Origin of the sequence: Rhizobium sp. PEPV16, assembly GCF_008919455.1 — a bacterium.
Classification (GTDB): Bacteria; Pseudomonadota; Alphaproteobacteria; order Rhizobiales; family Rhizobiaceae; genus Rhizobium; species Rhizobium leguminosarum_Q.
Genome location: NZ_VSZV01000218.1, coordinates 1 through 14,151 on the forward strand (window position 1 = coordinate 1; position 14,151 = coordinate 14,151).

Below are 14,151 nucleotides of genomic sequence, written 5' to 3' on the forward strand. Positions count from 1 at the left end.
GGGCAGAGGGGGCTGACACGGCACAACGCCCACGCTCACCCTCCGACAACCCTCCCTCACCCGTCCAACGTCTCCTTCACCACAACAGCAAGCTGCTTCAGCGAGAACGGCTTCGGAAGGAAGCCGAATTTCGCCTCCGGCGGCAGGTTGCGGGCAAAGGCATCTTCGGCATAACCCGAGACGAAGATGAATTTCATGTCGGGATAGGTCTTGCGCAGCTCGCGCAGCAGCGTCGGGCCGTCCATTTCGGGCATGACGACGTCGGAAACGACGATATCGACCTTGCCGTCGAGTTCTTCCAAGATGGCCAGCGCCTCGACGCCCGAGCCCGCCTCGTGCACGGTGTAGCCGCGCGTTTCCAGCATGCGCTTGCCACCGCGGCGCACCGCCTCCTCGTCTTCGACGAGAAGGATGACGGCAGATCCCGTCAGGTCCTCCGGTTGCTGCGGCGATACCGGCAGCGGCACCACTTCGGCCCCGGCGATGGCGCCGTCGATCGAACCTGCTTCGGCGGCCACCGCCGGCTCCGGGATGTGGCGCGGCAGGAAGACGCGGAAGGTCGTGCCTTTGCCGACTTCAGATTCCGGCTGAATGTAGCCGCCCGACTGTTTGACGATACCGTAGACCATGGCGAGGCCGAGCCCCGTGCCCTTGCCGACATCCTTGGTGGTGAAGAACGGCTCGAAGATCTTGTCCATGATCTCCGGTGCGATACCGGTGCCGTTATCGGCGACTTCGACCAGCACCATGTCCTCGGCCGGCATGTAGGAGTAGTTGAAGGCCGAGACCTCGGCGGCAGTCAGATTGCGGGTGCGCAGCGTCAGCGTGCCACCCTCGGGCATCGCGTCGCGCGCATTGACGCAGAGATTGATCAAAACTTGCTCGAACTGCGACAGGTCGGTTTTGACAGGCCAGAGGTCGCGGCCATATTGCACGTCGAGCTTGACATTGGTGCCTGAGAGCAGCCGGTCGACCAGCATGCGCAGGTCGCCGACGACATCGGTAAGGTTCAGCACCGAGGGCCGCATCGTCTGCTTGCGCGAGAAGGCGAGCAGCTGGCGCACCAGCACGGCGGCGCGGTTGGCGTTGCGCTTGATCTCTATCAGGTCGGCAAAGCTGGCATCCGAGGGCCGCGCCTGCAAAAGCAGGTGGTCGGAGGAAAGCAGGATCGCCGTCAGCACGTTGTTGAAATCATGCGCGATGCCGCCGGCGAGCGTTCCCACGGCATTCATCTTCTGCGTTTGCGCCATCTGCGCTTCCAGCGCCTTCTGCTCGGTCACCTCGACGGCGTAGACGATCGCCGCCTCCTCTGGCGCCTCGTCGCTCTGGTCGATGACGGCATTGACATAGAAGCGGAAATAGCGCGCCTCGTCGGTCGGTGTGCGGGTGTCGAGGGGCGCAATGTCGCCCTGCCGGTCCTTGGCCGCTGCCAGCGCCGCGGCCAGCTGTGGCCGGTCGCTTTCCTGCACGATGGTTTCGAGATGCGGCGCCTTTTCGAGATCGTCGCGCGAGACGACGCCGGAGAACATCTTCAGGAATGGCGCATTGGTCCGCAAGATTCGCCCGTTGCCGTCGACCGAGGCGATCGCCATCGGCGTATTGTTGAAGAAACGGGTAAAACGCATGGCGGCGGCCGAAGCGGACTGGCCGCCGACATCGCTCTTTTCACGCGCCAGCACGATCGTCCGGCTTTCGCCGGGTGCGCCGTCGCGCATCGAGGTGACGCTGTGAATGATTTGCACCGGCAGGCTCTGGCCGTTGCTCTTGCGCAGGTCGAGATCGAGCGTCACGGTCTTCTTCAGACCCGGTTCGGCCTGCACTGACTGGATCAGTGCCAGTCCCTCGCCTGCCACGACGTCACCGATCGTCATCGAGCCCGGCACGAACTTGGTGAGGTCGAGGCCCAGCCAATCGGCAAGCGTCGCATTCAGGTAGAAGATCTCGCCCTTCCTGCCGGCGGAAAAGAAGCCGGCCGGCGCATGGTCGAGATAGTCGATCGCGTTCTGCAATTCCTTGAAGAAACGCTCCTGGTCGTCGCGCTCGGTGGTGATGTCGGTGATCTGCCAGATCTGCAGCGGCTTGCCGCCGTTTTCCTCCGGCTGCAGCAACCGCGCCTTCAGCCGGTACCAATGGGCGCCGGAGCTGTTGCTGCCAGGCCCGACGGCGCGTAGTAGGCGAAATTCCTCCCGACCTTCCTTGCCCTCGCGCAGACCGTTGACCAGCCTGTAGAGCGCCTCGTTGGACTCGCGATGGCGCGACAGCAGCGTTTCCAGCGTCTGCACCTCGGTCGCCTTGCGCGCGCCGGTCAGCGCGCCATAGGCGGCATTGGCATAGATGATTCGGCCTTTTTCGTCGGTGATCAGCGTACCGTCGGGATGGCTGTTGAGGAAGGCGCGCGCCAGGCTGTCGGACTGGTGCTGCGGCATCACCTCGATGAAGCCGATGACCGAAGACACCAGGAAGAAGATGCCGACCATGGCGAGCACGCCGAGACCGCCAAGCACCACCTCGTTGTCGAGCGATTTTTTGAAGAAGACGAAAGCGCCGGCAGCCGCGATCAGCACGAGCGCCAGCAGAAGAATGCGCAAGACCGTGCCAGAACGCCCCCCACGATCCACAAGCGGTGCGTTATAGTCGTCGGCCTGACGCGGTTTCGTCATGTATTCCTCACATAAGCCCTACCGCTTCGTAGCACGAACACGAAGCGGGAATCAGGCACTCTTTCCTTCTTAGCAATTTGCCGCGTCGGCAAAAACACCGCTAGCCGGCAAGACTGCTTGAATTCACAGGCAACAGCGCCATCTGCCCCAGAAGCCAACGCTGCCACCTGCGCAAGGTCGCCGGGTGCCAAGCAGCGGAACACGAAATCGCGTTCTCCCGTGACTGGACAGCACCGGCGGCCCTTGCCTAAGGAACGGAAAAGTCGTCAATATGTGCCGAATGCGAAATGGAGTGAGTGACTATGTTGGATGATGTTGTCGGAGCTTATGGCAGCCGTTTCCTGCTTGCCGCCGGTGGCGTTGGTCTGGCGCTTCTCCTGCTCATCATCGTGCTCTGGGTGATCCGCAGCCGGGCGCCCTCACCTTTCGTGCGCGGCGGCCGCAATCGCCAGCCCCGCCTGCAAGTGCTGGATGCCGCAGCCGTCGATGCCCGTCGCCGGCTGGTGCTGGTGCGCCGCGACGAGGTCGAGCACCTGATCATGATCGGCGGCCCGAGCGATATCGTCATCGAAAGCCGCATCCTGCCCGCGGCGGCCGAGCAGCCGGAAAGCGCCATCCGCCCGCAGCCCGTCGAGCAGCGTCCGATATCCGTCGCGCGATCGGAAACGCCGCCGGTCCCACCACCACGCCCGCCGGTCGCAGCCCGTGTCGAGCCGGCGGCCGAGCCCGCTTTCTCCGCACCGGTTTCGCCGGAGCCGCGCCCGCGCCCAGAACCGTCGGCCCAACCGCCAGCCCCGCCGGCCGTGGCACCGCCGGTGGTCACGAGCCCTCTTCCAGCAGAACCCGTTACAGCTCCGCTGTCGGCCGAACGCGACAATCCTCTGCGTGCCGTCCCGCCCCAGCCGCGCCCGCTGGAGCGTCCCGTCGCTCCCCCGGCCGCGCAGCCCGCACCGTTCCACGATACCTCAAGTGCCGCCGAGATCCTCGATGCCGCCCGTCAGCGCGTGCTGCCGCAGCAGCGCATCGAACCCGAAGTCTCCGCCCCGCCTGTCAAGGACATGCCGGCGGCCGCACGCGCCGCGCCAGGTAGCGCCGAAGACGAATCGGCTGCGCAGTCGGCAGCAGCGAGCCGTCTTGATTTCCAGCGGGTGCTGGAAGAGGAAATGTCGAACAATCTGACGGCCGAACGCATCGTACCGGCGCCGGCAAACCAGGTGCCCCGGCCCGGAGCGCCGCAACCCGGAAACCTGCCGCGCCGCGATCCGGAAATGGCGCCGATCACCGGCGCCGATACCGATCTGCAAAAGGAAGTCGCCCGCATCTTCGGCGAGATGAGCGTCAACCGCGATAAGTGACTGGCGCGACAAGTGACCGGGCGCGACAAGTGAGCGGAAACGCACGTCCGGCCTTCCTTCATCACTAAGTTGCATAAAAGCCGCAATACGGCGACTTTCAGTTCCCGATGTGTCGGGGGACTCCATCTTGTGCTGATAATTTGTTATCGCTGCGGTTGAAGAGCGTTGGCGCATCGAGGTCATACTTTGCCTAAGTAAATACCGGTCTCACTCCAGTTTCACCCGTACTGCCGGACAGCGACACGCTGACGGCGTATGAACATGTTCATCGGGTGGTGGCGAGAGACCGGTTTGGCATTGTTGACATGTGCCATGTGCAGCTCCGCTGTCTCAGCTCTTCCGCCGCCCAGAACATCGCCACACCGCGCCCGCAAGGGCTTTCTCACGCATCATCCTGGTGGACTTCCGAACGGAAGACCAACACGATATGTGCAATACCCTTCGGGTCCGATGGACCATTCTGCCGAAAACAGCGCCCCAGCCCTGGATTGTATGCAGCGGCTGCGGGGGCCTCAGAGCTTTCCGATGCAGTGACAAGATCCGGCTCAACGCCAATGGCCGCAAGCTCGATGCCTGGCTTATCTACAAATGCTCGACCTGTGAAAAGACGTGGAATCGTCCGATCTTCGAGCGCCGCAATGTTCGCGACATCGATCCCGCAGTCCTCGAGGCGTTGCAGTCCAACGATCCGGATTCGATCCGGGCAGAAGCGTTCAACCTCGAGGCTCTCAGGCGCAAGTCGCAGCGTGTCGACGAGTTTGCCGAATTTGAAATCGCAAAAGAGATGCAGCAGGAAATTGCCGATTGGACGAGACTGGAAATCGAACTGATGGTCCCGGTTCCAACAAGCACGCGCCTCGACCGCCTGCTGGCGTCCGAGTTGCAAGTTTCACGCACCCGGCTACAGGCTCTTCACGATTGTGGCATGCTGCGGACGGATTCGAGTCGAGCCGACGTTTTGCGGCGGCGGATCAAGAACGGCACCAAGGTTGCAGTCGACGTCACCGCCGAGACCGGCCGGGAGCAATGGTGGAGGTTTGTGGCGACCGGAAGCTCACCGTAATTATAAAAGGCGCCGCGATCGGATCGCGGCGCCTGTTCTGCTCTCATGCCTGCATGAAAACTCTCATTCGTCGCGATAGACCTTTTCGCGGCGTTCGTGACGCTCCTGCGCCTCAATCGACAATGTCGCGATCGGGCGGGCGTCGAGGCGCTTGAGGCCGATCGGTTCGCCGGTTTCCTCGCAATAGCCGTAGGTGCCGTCTTCGATGCGCTGCAGTGCCGCGTCGATCTTCGAAATCAGCTTTCTCTGTCTGTCACGGGCGCGAAGTTCGATCGCCCTATCTGTTTCCGACGACGCCCGATCGGCGAGGTCGGGATGGTTTGCGCTTTCCTCGGCCAGATGGTCGAGTGTCTCACGCGCTTCTCTAAGGATATCATTTCTCCATGCAACCAGCTTGGACCTGAAATAGGCACGCTGGTTTACGTTCATGAATTCTTCCTCTTCCGAGGGAACGTAATTGCTAAGATCGATCTTCTCACTCAACGCGATTCTCCTGAAGAACATCTCATCTGGCCGGGTGTATATCCCAAGCGCTAGTCGCGATTCAAGCCAAATACGACAGGTAAACAGATTTTTAAATCTGTTACAATTTTCAGCTAACGGTCTCTTTTGTCATCGTTATTCCGGTTGCCGTTTTTTGCTTCGCCTTCAAAACGCCGTGTTATCAGCCCCGTTTAGGCGCTTGTGGCATGGCTGGCGATTGACGACGGCCAATTGCAACCGCTACTGAAAAGACCCGCCCGATCCCGGATTTGCCCATGACCGTACCGCTGCCTCCGCCCAACCGCATCTATCTCCTGCGTCATGCCGAGGCCGCCTGGGCCGAACCCGGACAGCGCGATTTCGACCGTCCGCTGAACGAAAAGGGCTTTGGCGATGCCGAGATCATCGCCGATAAGGCCGCCGACAAGGGCTACCGTCCCGATCTTCTGATCAGTTCGACGGCGCTGCGCTGCCGCGACACATCAGGCGCCGTCCACCGGGCGATGGGCGTCACGCTCGACGTGCGTTATGTCGATGCGCTCTATAACGCCACGGTCGATACCTATCTCGAGATCATCGATGCGCAGGATGAAGCGGCCGTCATGCTGGTCGGCCACAATCCGACCATGGAGCAGGCGCTGGAGGCGCTGATCGGTCATGAGGCGATGGCAAGCGCCCTTCCCGGCGGCTTCCCGACGGCAGGCCTTGCCGTCGTCGATTACGACGCTTCCGCCGCCGTCTGGCGCCTCACCGATTTCGTCGTCGTCTGAAGACTTCAGAGCAATTCCAGCAAAAGTGTGCCGCGGTTTTGCGTCCGAAATTGCGTGAAAACAAGGAAATAGAGCATTCCGTGATTCGAAGAAAAACGGAAATGCTCTAGCGCCGCTTCTTTTGCGAGCGGCGCGCCCTTCCTATATTGCCGTCAGTCACCAACCGGAATTGCGCCTTGCCGCCACGACTGACATCCTTTGCCGATGACGCCCGCATCGCCTTCGACAATCTCGCCGACCGGGCGAGCGGCCTCGTCAATCCGACCGTGCGGCTCGGCGTTACCGGCCTCTCCCGCTCCGGCAAGACGGTCTTCATCTCCTCGCTGGTTCACAATCTGCTGCATGGCGGCCGCCTGCCGCTGTTCGAGCCGGTCCAATCAGGCCGCGTCTCGGCGGTGCGGCTGGAGCCGCAGCCGGATGATGCCGTGCCGCGCTTTCAGTACGAGGACCATATCCGCGCGCTGGTGAAGGACCGTATCTGGCCGGATTCGACCCGCGCCATATCAGAACTGCGCATCACGCTGGATTATCAGAGCGCCAGCGGCTGGAACCGGTTGTTTTCGCCCGGCCGCTTGTCGATCGATATCGTCGATTATCCCGGCGAATGGCTGCTCGACCTGCCGCTGCTCGGCAAGGATTACCGCACGTTCAGCGAGGAGACGTTGGCGCTTGCCGAAACCGGCGTCCGCTCCGAGCTGTCGCGCCAATGGCTGGCGCTGACACGCGCCGCCGATATCCATGCCGGCGCCGACGAGATGGTCGCCCGCGACCTCGCCACCGCCTTTGCCGATTATCTCAAAGCCTGCAAGGCCGACGAACGCTCACTTTCCACCCTGCCGCCTGGCCGCCTGCTCCTGCCCGGCGATCTCGACGGCTCGCCGGCGTTGACCTTCGCGCCGCTGGCTCTGCCGCCGGACGGCCGTCCCGGCCGCGGCTCGCTCTGGACGATGATGGAGCGGCGCTACGAGGCTTACAAGTCGGTCGTCGTCAAACCTTTCTTCCGCGAGCATTTCGCCCGGCTTGATCGCCAGATTGTCCTCGTCGATGCGCTGCAGGCGATGAACCGCGGCCCCGAAGCAGTGCAGGATCTGGAACGCGCGTTGACCGATGTGCTCGCCTGTTTCCGCCCCGGCACCAATTCGCTGCTCTCCTCCCTGCTCGGGCGCCGCATCGACCGCGTGCTGGTCGCCGCCACCAAGGCCGATCATCTCCACCATGAAAGCCACGACCGCCTCGATGCGCTGACCCGCCGCCTGGTGGACCGCGCCATCGACCGCATCGGCATGGCAGGCGCCGGCATCGACGTCATGGCGCTTGCCTCCGTGCGCGCCACCCGCGAGGCGACCGTCAAACGTGACGGCCATGAACTGCCGGTCATCGTCGGCACGCCGATGGAGGGCGAAACCATCGCCGGCGAACGCTTCGACGGCCAGAGAAAGACCGCGATCTTCCCCGGTGACCTGCCGGAGGATCCGGAAAGCCTGTTCGACCGCATCGCCGCGGGCGAAACCGGCCTGCAGCTGCCCGATGTCAATGTCGTCAGGTTCCGCCCGCCGCATCTCGAGGAAACCGGCGGCGGCATCAAGCTGTCGGTGCCGCATATCCGCCTCGACCGCGCCATGCAGTTCCTGTTCGGAGATCGTCTCGCATGAGCAAGCCCCCGTCCGATCCGCCGCGCCGCGCACCCGCCGCCTTCACCTACGAGGACAAGGCTGCCGATCCGCGCGACAACGGCGGGCAAGGAGGCGAGCGGCGCAAGCCGGAAAGCTTCTCCGAAAATATCGTCGTGACGCCTGACGAGGACGATCCTTTCCTCAATCCCGAGAAGGATCTGAGCGCGGTCCCCATTGCAGCGCCGCGCAGGCGGCGAACCTCCTTCGGCAAGATCGCCGCCGGCGCCTTCGGCATCCTGCTGTCGCTCGCCATCGGCCTCTGGACCGACAGCCTGATCCGCGACCTCTTCACCCGCGCCGACTGGTTGGGATATGCAGCCCTTGCCGTGCTGGCAGCCGGCATCCTCGCCGTGCTGGTCCTCGTCATCCGCGAAACCGTCGGCATGATGCGCCTTGCCGCCGTCCAGAAGATCAAGGCCGAAGCCGAGGCGGCGATCCTCGAAACCCGCCCAGTCAAGGCGCGCGCCGTCGTCGCGCAGCTGACTGCGCTGCTCTCGGCAAATCCCGAGACATCAAAGGGCCGTGCGACGCTGAAGGCTACCGAGGGCGAGGTCATCGATCCCCCGCATCTGATCGCGCTCGCCGAACGGGAACTGCTCGCTCCGCTCGACCGCAAGGCCCGCGCCCTGATCGTCAACGCCTCGAAGCGCGTGTCGATCGTTACTGCCGTCAGCCCGCGCGCCGTGGTCGACCTGCTCTACGTGCTTTACGAGGCCGTGCGCCTCATCCGCGCCATGGCCGAGCTTTACGGCGGCCGGCCCGGCACGCTCGGCATGTTCCGTCTGTTGCGTGACGTGCTGGCGCATCTGGCCGTCACGGGCTCGATCGCCGTTGGCGACAGCCTCGTCCAGCAGGTGCTCGGCCACGGGCTGGCCTCGAAGCTCTCGGCCCGACTGGGCGAAGGCGTCATCAACGGCCTGATGACCGCCCGCATTGGAATCGCAGCGATGGATCTCTGCCGCCCGCTCGCCTTCCACGCCCTGAAGCGGCCGGGAATCGGTGATTTCATCGGCGATCTCACCCCCTCCATGTCGCCGCGCGGCAACAATCCTTGAACAAAGCAGCGATTCTGCAGTTTTACCTCCCCTAGCGTAATGCCGCAGAAATTTCAGTGGATTCAATGCCCTAGTGGCAGAATTTTAAAATCGTCGCCGCGCGAAAGCCCTGTATTGCCTCGCATTTCGGCACAATCGAAAGGAAGGATTAACCATTCTTCGGCAAAACTTGCAGCCAGTTCGTGAGTGGTGTTTGCCAAGGAAAATCCATGTATTCGCGCAAGTTTCTCATCGTATGCGGCTTGGCCGCCGCGGCATTGTCTCCCGTCGCAGATGTCGCACCGGCAGCCACCGCTGCAACCCGTGACAAGGCCTTCTTCGATTCCGTCGCCGGTTCCTGGAAGGGGCCCGGCGAAATCGTCGCCGGCAAGTACAAGGGCACAAAATTCACCTGCAACCTGATCGGCGAGCCCACCGGCGACAGCAGCGCCGGCATCAAGCTCGACGGCACCTGCCGCGTCGGCGTCTTCAAGCAGCCGATGACCGCCGTCATCTCTCAGTCGGGCTCGAGCTACAAGGGCAAATTCCTCGACGGCGCCGCCGGCAAGGGCCTTGACGTCGTCTCCGGCGCCGTCAGCGAGGATACCGTCGTTGTCGGCATCAACCGCGCCAAGCTGAACGGTGCGATGATCGCCCGCGTGCGCGACGACAAGACGATGAACGTCACCGTTTCGGTGAAGGTCGAAAGCCAGATGATCCCGGTCATCGGCCTGACGCTGACCCGCCAGGTCGACGAGATGGCCGTCGGCTCGATCCAATAGAGAAACCGCACAGCGGATTTTCCTGAAGCGGCGGGTTTCCCGCCGTTTACCGTTTCAGTTTCCCTGCTTCAGGCGCTCAGCCACCAGTCGCGGCTGTCGTCGGCGAGCTCTATGCCGGTCACCTCGGCATCCGACAGCCAGTCACTGACCGCTCTGCCCCTGACCCGAAGACCCGGCGCGATGTCGGCAAGCGGCATCAGCACGAAACCGCGATCGGTCATCCGCGGATGCGGCAGTTCCAGCCGCGGCGCGTCCTGGATCACGTCGCCATAGGTCAGCACATCGATATCGAGCGTGCGTGGCCCCCAGCGCTCGATGCGCTCGCGTTTCATTTCCCGTTCGATCGACAGGCAGATATCGAGCAAAGCCTCGGGCTCCAGCCTGGTCTCGACGACAGCGCAGGCATTGAAGAAGAACGATTGGTCGGTCTTGCCCCACGGCGGCGTGCGATAGAGCCGCGAGACCGCGGTAACCCGGCAGTCGTCCCGCGAATCCAGCTTTTGCAGCGCAGCCGCCATCGCCTTCACCGGGTCGCCGATATTTCCGCCGAGACCGAGTGTGGCGGATTGGAACGCGGCCTTAAGCAAAGTGCTCAACGCTCACCTGCACGAAATCGAGCACGCCGGGCACCGGCGCGTTCGGCTTGCGCACCGTGATCTTTGCCCGCCGGATCTGCGGGAATGTCTCGCAGAGCCCCTTGGCGATATCGAGCGCCAGGGACTCGATCAGGTAACGCCGCTTGCCGGTGACGATCTGCTCGATCACGGTAAAGGCGATGCCGTAATTGACGGTATCGTTGATCGAATCGCTTTCCAGCGCCTCGCCGGCGACGACATCGAGCTCGGCATCGACGAAGAAACGCTGGCCGAGGAATTCCTCCTCGTCATGCACACCGTGGCGCGCAAAGAAGGCGCAGTTCTGCAGCGTGATCGTGTAGGTGGTCATGTCGGCCGCTTCCTCTCGAATTCCTGGCGCGCATTAAGCATAGCATCGGCGATATCAAGCGCATCCCTGTTGATTGCGACATTGTGCACCCGGAAAACCGCAGCCCCTTGAAGCCTGAGCAGCGCGCTGGTCGCAGCCGTCGCTACATCCCTGTCTTGCGCCTCACGCCCCGTTACCGTGCCGAGGAAGCGTTTGCGCGAAGTGCCGGCAAGCAGCGGCAGGCCGAAGCGGGAAAGTTCGGAAAACCGCGCCATCAGCTCCAGGTTCTCCTCCGCCGTCTCCTTTGCGAAGCCGAAGCCCGGATCGAGCACGATGCGGTCGCGGTTGACGCCTGATGCAGCGGCGATATCAAGCGACCGTTCGAGGAAATGCACCTGGTCGGCAATCACATCGACAAGTTTTACCCTGTCGCGGCCGGTATGCATGATGCAAAGCCCGGCTCCGGTCACCACGGCAATATCGGCGATATCGGGCTCCTTCTGCAGCCCGAAGACGTCATTGACGATATGGGCGCCGGCACTGATCGCAAGCCGCGCCGTCTCGGCGCGATAGGTGTCGATCGAGATCAGCGCCTGGGTGCGGCCGCGCAACGCCTCGATGACGGGCAGCACGCGCGCCTGCTCCTCGGAAGGACTGACCTTTGCTGCGTTCGGCCGGGTCGATTCGCCGCCGATATCGATAATGCCGGCACCCTCGCTCACCGCCCGCAACGCCTGTTCGACCGCCGCATCGACGGTTTCAAAGCGTCCGCCATCGGAAAAGGAGTCCGGCGTCACGTTGATGATCGCCATGATCACCGAACGACGCCCGAGTTCGATCTCCCGGCCATGGCCGACACGCCATATGCTGCCTTCGAGCCCTGTCACCAGACTTATCCCATTGATGACGAAAAAAGCGCCATCTGATATTGCGCTTGGGGTGGCTATGCCCCAAGCTCCTGCCGATTTCAACACGGGTTGCGTTCAGAATGCCGCTTGCAGTGCGTTATATGGTCGTTCCTATCGCCTTTTCCATTGCTCTTTCCCTCTGCAGCCCGTCGGCAGCCGAAGTGATCGCATCGAAAAGCTATTCCTATTTCGACATTCGGGGCAAAACCGCGGATGAGCTCGACCGCGAACTCAGCCGGCGCGGCCCGACGGCGAGCGGTTCCTCGGCGCGCCATCCCGGCGCTACGAAGATCCGCTTCGGCGGCGAGGCAACCTATATTCAGAATAACGGGCGCTGCCGCGTCGGCAACGTCAAGGTCACGGTCCACACCCAGATCATCCTGCCGCGCTGGAGCAGCCGCAAGGGCGCCAGCAAGGAGCTGTCGATGATCTGGGACGCGCTGTCGAGCGATATCAAGCGCCACGAGGAGCGCCATGCCGAGATCGCCCGCGACCAGGCCCGCGCCATGGAGCGCGCCATTCGCGCGCTGCCGCAGCAGCGCAGCTGCGAAGCCATGCAGGAACTCGTCTCCGACGAATCAGCTCGCGGTATAGAGGAGCACGACCGGCAGCAGGCGCGATTCGACCGGGTCGAGGCGGTCAATTTCCAGAAGCGCATGCTGAGGTTGCTGAACAATCGAATCAACGGTCGAGCCGGCGCAAAATAAGGCTTTTCCAGTCTGGTTGCGAGCGAAAACCCTTAGCTGCATAACGAAACTTGTGCGAAACTTGCACCCTCCCCAGCGATTGAATGGTCATTTTTCATCCTGGCAGACTCAACCGGAACGCGTTAATATGAACACATTCGAAAGTTCAGGTACGGCATCTGCACTTTCATCGCTGGGTTCTCCTGGCGCGTTCCGAAGCCGCGGATGTTCCTCCCTCATCCGTAGGTAATGCGCCCGCCTCGCCTCGCTCGCTCTAGCGCGCGAGGCGTCTTTTTTTATCGATTTTTTCGGCGGCGTTTGAAGCGCAGTACGCGTCAGGCCTGGCGTTCCGGCACGTGCACCACCAGCCCGTCATAGACAGCCTTCATCCGGATCTGACAGGACAGCCGCGAGGTCGGGCGCACATCGAAGGCGAAGTCGAGCATGTCCTCTTCCATCGCTTCCGGCTGGCCGACCTTCTCCGTCCACTCCTCGTCGACATAGACATGACAGGTCGCGCAGGCGCAGGCGCCGCCGCATTCGGCCTCGATGCCGGGGACCGAATTGCGCACGGCATTCTCCATCACGGTGGAGCCTTGGTCGACGTCGAGGTCGAAGCGCGTGCCGTCGAAGGCGACGATGGTAAGTTTAGGCATCAGGACTATTTCCGGTCTTCAAGTGAGTGGGCGGATTTTCTTCCGACAATTCGACGCATCAGTCAATATTGGGGAAATTTGCCACAGCCTCGCAGATCGGGCCTTCGCCCGCCGTCTTCAAAGCGTCATAAGGGACGTCGCAAAAAGACCCGCGGTTCCGCAATGGAACAACGGGCCTCGTTCGAACGCTATCCTATGCACGTCGCCCAAAAGTACGCAGCGGTTTTGGGACAACGACATGCGTCAGATAGAAACTTGGAGATCAGCCGCGGCAGAGCTTCAGGATAAAATTCTCGGCGTCGATGACGGCGGCACCGAGCGCTGCGGTCGCGCCGGCATCGCCGCCGTTTTCCTCGACGGCTTCCGCCGTCTGCGACACGCGGAACGCGCCGACCGAGCTTGCCGCGCCCTTCAGCCGATGCGCGGCTGCGCCGATACGGATGGTTTCGCCGCTGGCAATATCCTGCAGGCATGCGCGGGCCTGGCGCGCAAACATCTGAAGGACTTCGAGTTCCAGCGTCTTATCGCCCATCGTCTGCTTTGCGAGATGCACCAGATCAATCGGCCGGACCTTGGAGGGACACGGTCCCTTTGCATTATCCGGCGCCTCGAATACGATGTTCAATGCTGCCATCTGGGCTGCCATTGCCAATTCTCCCGTCTCTGTCGTCTGCAGTTGCAACAGTTCTGCGACAGGAGGGTGGCCATCACGTTAAATTCCGGCACATTCGGGGCGGAAATCTCGCCATATGGTTAACGTCCGTTAAATATCCCTAAATTATTGGTTTTTAAGCCGTAGCTAGGATTCAAAGGTGTTAACAACGAGTTAACGAGCCATGAATCTCAAGCCTTCATTAATTGTGTGAAGAGCCCAGATGTGTCACTACGATACTGGTGGAGCGGGTTTATGGTACGCGCCTTTGCCGAGCGAGTGGATAATGGTAGTGTTTTGATACCTTCCGTTTGAAAAAGCGGCTATCTACTCTGAAATGACATGCTTATCCGTCCTTCGTTGGGATGGAGGGCTGGAACGGCAAAGTTGTTCCCGGGTGAGGCGGAAGCCCAGGATGCGCTGTCGGACTGGCTGACAGTAACGAGGCATAACCGAATGGCGAACAATAAATATAATGAGTCAATTGAGGACAAGGCGTTCAAGG

The 14,151-nt window shown here is 62.1% G+C and carries 15 protein-coding genes; 7 read left to right on the top strand and 8 right to left on the bottom strand.

Annotated elements, in window-relative coordinates; translation table 11 throughout:
- Positions 1-56 precede the first annotated feature (56 nt).
- A complete protein-coding gene (locus tag FY112_RS06930; protein WP_017960668.1) occupies positions 57-2,660 on the bottom strand; it encodes a PAS domain-containing sensor histidine kinase in 2,604 nt (867 codons plus the stop codon).
- 296 nt (positions 2,661-2,956) lie between these two features.
- Here FY112_RS06930 and FY112_RS06935 point away from each other — a divergent pair, with 296 nt between their 5' ends.
- A complete protein-coding gene (locus tag FY112_RS06935; protein ID WP_131644188.1) occupies positions 2,957-4,015 on the top strand; it encodes a flagellar biosynthetic protein FliO in 1,059 nt (352 codons plus the stop codon).
- Between the two features lie 307 nt (positions 4,016-4,322).
- Positions 4,323-5,078 (top strand): DUF1062 domain-containing protein, encoded by a 756-nt coding sequence (locus FY112_RS06940; RefSeq protein ID WP_151518052.1) that lies wholly within the window; start codon positions 4,323-4,325, stop codon positions 5,076-5,078.
- Between the two features lie 63 nt (positions 5,079-5,141).
- On the opposite strand, the gene dksA is transcribed toward FY112_RS06940, so the two are convergent.
- A complete protein-coding gene (gene dksA / locus FY112_RS06945; RefSeq protein ID WP_003540142.1) occupies positions 5,142-5,561 on the bottom strand; it encodes an RNA polymerase-binding protein DksA in 420 nt (139 codons plus the stop codon).
- A gap of 275 nt (positions 5,562-5,836) precedes the next feature.
- On the opposite strand from dksA, the gene FY112_RS06950 reads away from it, so the two are divergent.
- The 3 genes from FY112_RS06950 to FY112_RS06960 all read left to right on the top strand — a co-directional run bounded on the left by FY112_RS06950 (position 5,837) and on the right by FY112_RS06960 (position 9,059).
- The gene (locus FY112_RS06950; protein ID WP_017960671.1) at positions 5,837-6,331 is read left to right on the top strand and encodes a histidine phosphatase family protein; all 495 of its coding nucleotides are present in this window, start codon (positions 5,837-5,839) and stop codon (positions 6,329-6,331) included.
- Between the two features lie 176 nt (positions 6,332-6,507).
- Positions 6,508-7,983 (top strand): YcjX family protein, encoded by a 1,476-nt coding sequence (locus FY112_RS06955; RefSeq protein ID WP_131644190.1) that lies wholly within the window; start codon positions 6,508-6,510, stop codon positions 7,981-7,983.
- A complete protein-coding gene (locus tag FY112_RS06960) occupies positions 7,980-9,059 on the top strand; it encodes a TIGR01620 family protein (protein WP_131718561.1) in 1,080 nt (359 codons plus the stop codon). Before FY112_RS06955 ends, FY112_RS06960 begins: the two co-directional genes overlap by 4 nt.
- Before the next feature lie 62 nt (positions 9,060-9,121).
- Here FY112_RS06960 and FY112_RS36640 read toward each other — a convergent pair whose 3' ends face one another.
- The gene (locus FY112_RS36640) at positions 9,122-9,259 is read right to left on the bottom strand and encodes a hypothetical protein (RefSeq protein WP_165504107.1); all 138 of its coding nucleotides are present in this window, start codon (positions 9,257-9,259) and stop codon (positions 9,122-9,124) included.
- A 9-nt stretch (positions 9,260-9,268) separates the two neighbouring features.
- On the opposite strand from FY112_RS36640, the gene FY112_RS06965 reads away from it, so the two are divergent.
- Positions 9,269-9,820, top strand: coding sequence for a hypothetical protein (locus tag FY112_RS06965; protein WP_003540146.1), 552 nt, complete (start codon positions 9,269-9,271; stop codon positions 9,818-9,820).
- Between the two features lie 68 nt (positions 9,821-9,888).
- Here the strand turns inward: FY112_RS06965 and folK are convergent, their stop codons facing one another.
- Genes folK through folP form a run of 3 tightly spaced genes read right to left on the bottom strand, consistent with a single transcriptional unit; the run spans position 9,889 to position 11,631 of the window.
- Positions 9,889-10,407 (bottom strand): 2-amino-4-hydroxy-6-hydroxymethyldihydropteridine diphosphokinase, encoded by a 519-nt coding sequence (folK, locus tag FY112_RS06970; protein WP_131644284.1) that lies wholly within the window; start codon positions 10,405-10,407, stop codon positions 9,889-9,891.
- On the bottom strand, positions 10,400-10,765 hold the full coding sequence (folB, locus tag FY112_RS06975) for a dihydroneopterin aldolase (RefSeq protein WP_003540148.1): 366 nt from the start codon (positions 10,763-10,765) through the stop codon (positions 10,400-10,402). The genes folK and folB overlap by 8 nt, the downstream gene beginning before the upstream one ends.
- Positions 10,762-11,631, bottom strand: a complete 870-nt coding sequence (gene folP, locus FY112_RS06980; protein ID WP_094085835.1) for a dihydropteroate synthase — start codon at positions 11,629-11,631, stop codon at positions 10,762-10,764. The genes folB and folP overlap by 4 nt, the downstream gene beginning before the upstream one ends.
- A 101-nt stretch (positions 11,632-11,732) precedes the next feature.
- Here folP and FY112_RS06985 point away from each other — a divergent pair, with 101 nt between their 5' ends.
- Complete coding sequence (locus tag FY112_RS06985) at positions 11,733-12,359, top strand: DUF922 domain-containing protein (protein ID WP_017960676.1); 627 nt, start codon at positions 11,733-11,735, stop codon at positions 12,357-12,359.
- Between the two features lie 314 nt (positions 12,360-12,673).
- Here FY112_RS06985 and FY112_RS06990 read toward each other — a convergent pair whose 3' ends face one another.
- Both FY112_RS06990 and FY112_RS06995 read right to left on the bottom strand, forming a co-directional pair.
- Positions 12,674-12,994 carry a 2Fe-2S iron-sulfur cluster-binding protein gene (locus FY112_RS06990; protein ID WP_003540151.1) on the bottom strand — a complete coding sequence of 107 codons (321 nt, stop codon included), beginning with the start codon at positions 12,992-12,994 and terminating at the stop codon, positions 12,674-12,676.
- A gap of 262 nt (positions 12,995-13,256) precedes the next feature.
- Positions 13,257-13,640 (bottom strand): Hpt domain-containing protein, encoded by a 384-nt coding sequence (locus FY112_RS06995; RefSeq protein WP_003540152.1) that lies wholly within the window; start codon positions 13,638-13,640, stop codon positions 13,257-13,259.
- Positions 13,641-14,151: the final 511 nt, after the last annotated feature.

Bases quoted from the DNA above. Each gene is read 5' to 3' on its own strand.
- FY112_RS06950 (WP_017960671.1), top strand. From the start codon at position 5,837: ATGACCGTACCGCTGCCTCCGCCCAACCGCATCTATCTCCTGCGTCAT.
- FY112_RS06990 (WP_003540151.1), bottom strand. From the start codon at position 12,994: ATGCCTAAACTTACCATCGTCGCCTTCGACGGCACGCGCTTCGACCTC.
- FY112_RS06985 (WP_017960676.1), top strand. From the start codon at position 11,733: ATGCCGCTTGCAGTGCGTTATATGGTCGTTCCTATCGCCTTTTCCATT.
- FY112_RS06995 (WP_003540152.1), bottom strand. From the start codon at position 13,640: ATGGCAGCCCAGATGGCAGCATTGAACATCGTATTCGAGGCGCCGGAT.
- FY112_RS06960 (WP_131718561.1), top strand. From the start codon at position 7,980: ATGAGCAAGCCCCCGTCCGATCCGCCGCGCCGCGCACCCGCCGCCTTC.
- FY112_RS06965 (WP_003540146.1), top strand. From the start codon at position 9,269: ATGTATTCGCGCAAGTTTCTCATCGTATGCGGCTTGGCCGCCGCGGCA.
- folB (WP_003540148.1), bottom strand. From the start codon at position 10,765: ATGACCACCTACACGATCACGCTGCAGAACTGCGCCTTCTTTGCGCGC.
- FY112_RS06930 (WP_017960668.1), bottom strand. From the start codon at position 2,660: ATGACGAAACCGCGTCAGGCCGACGACTATAACGCACCGCTTGTGGAT.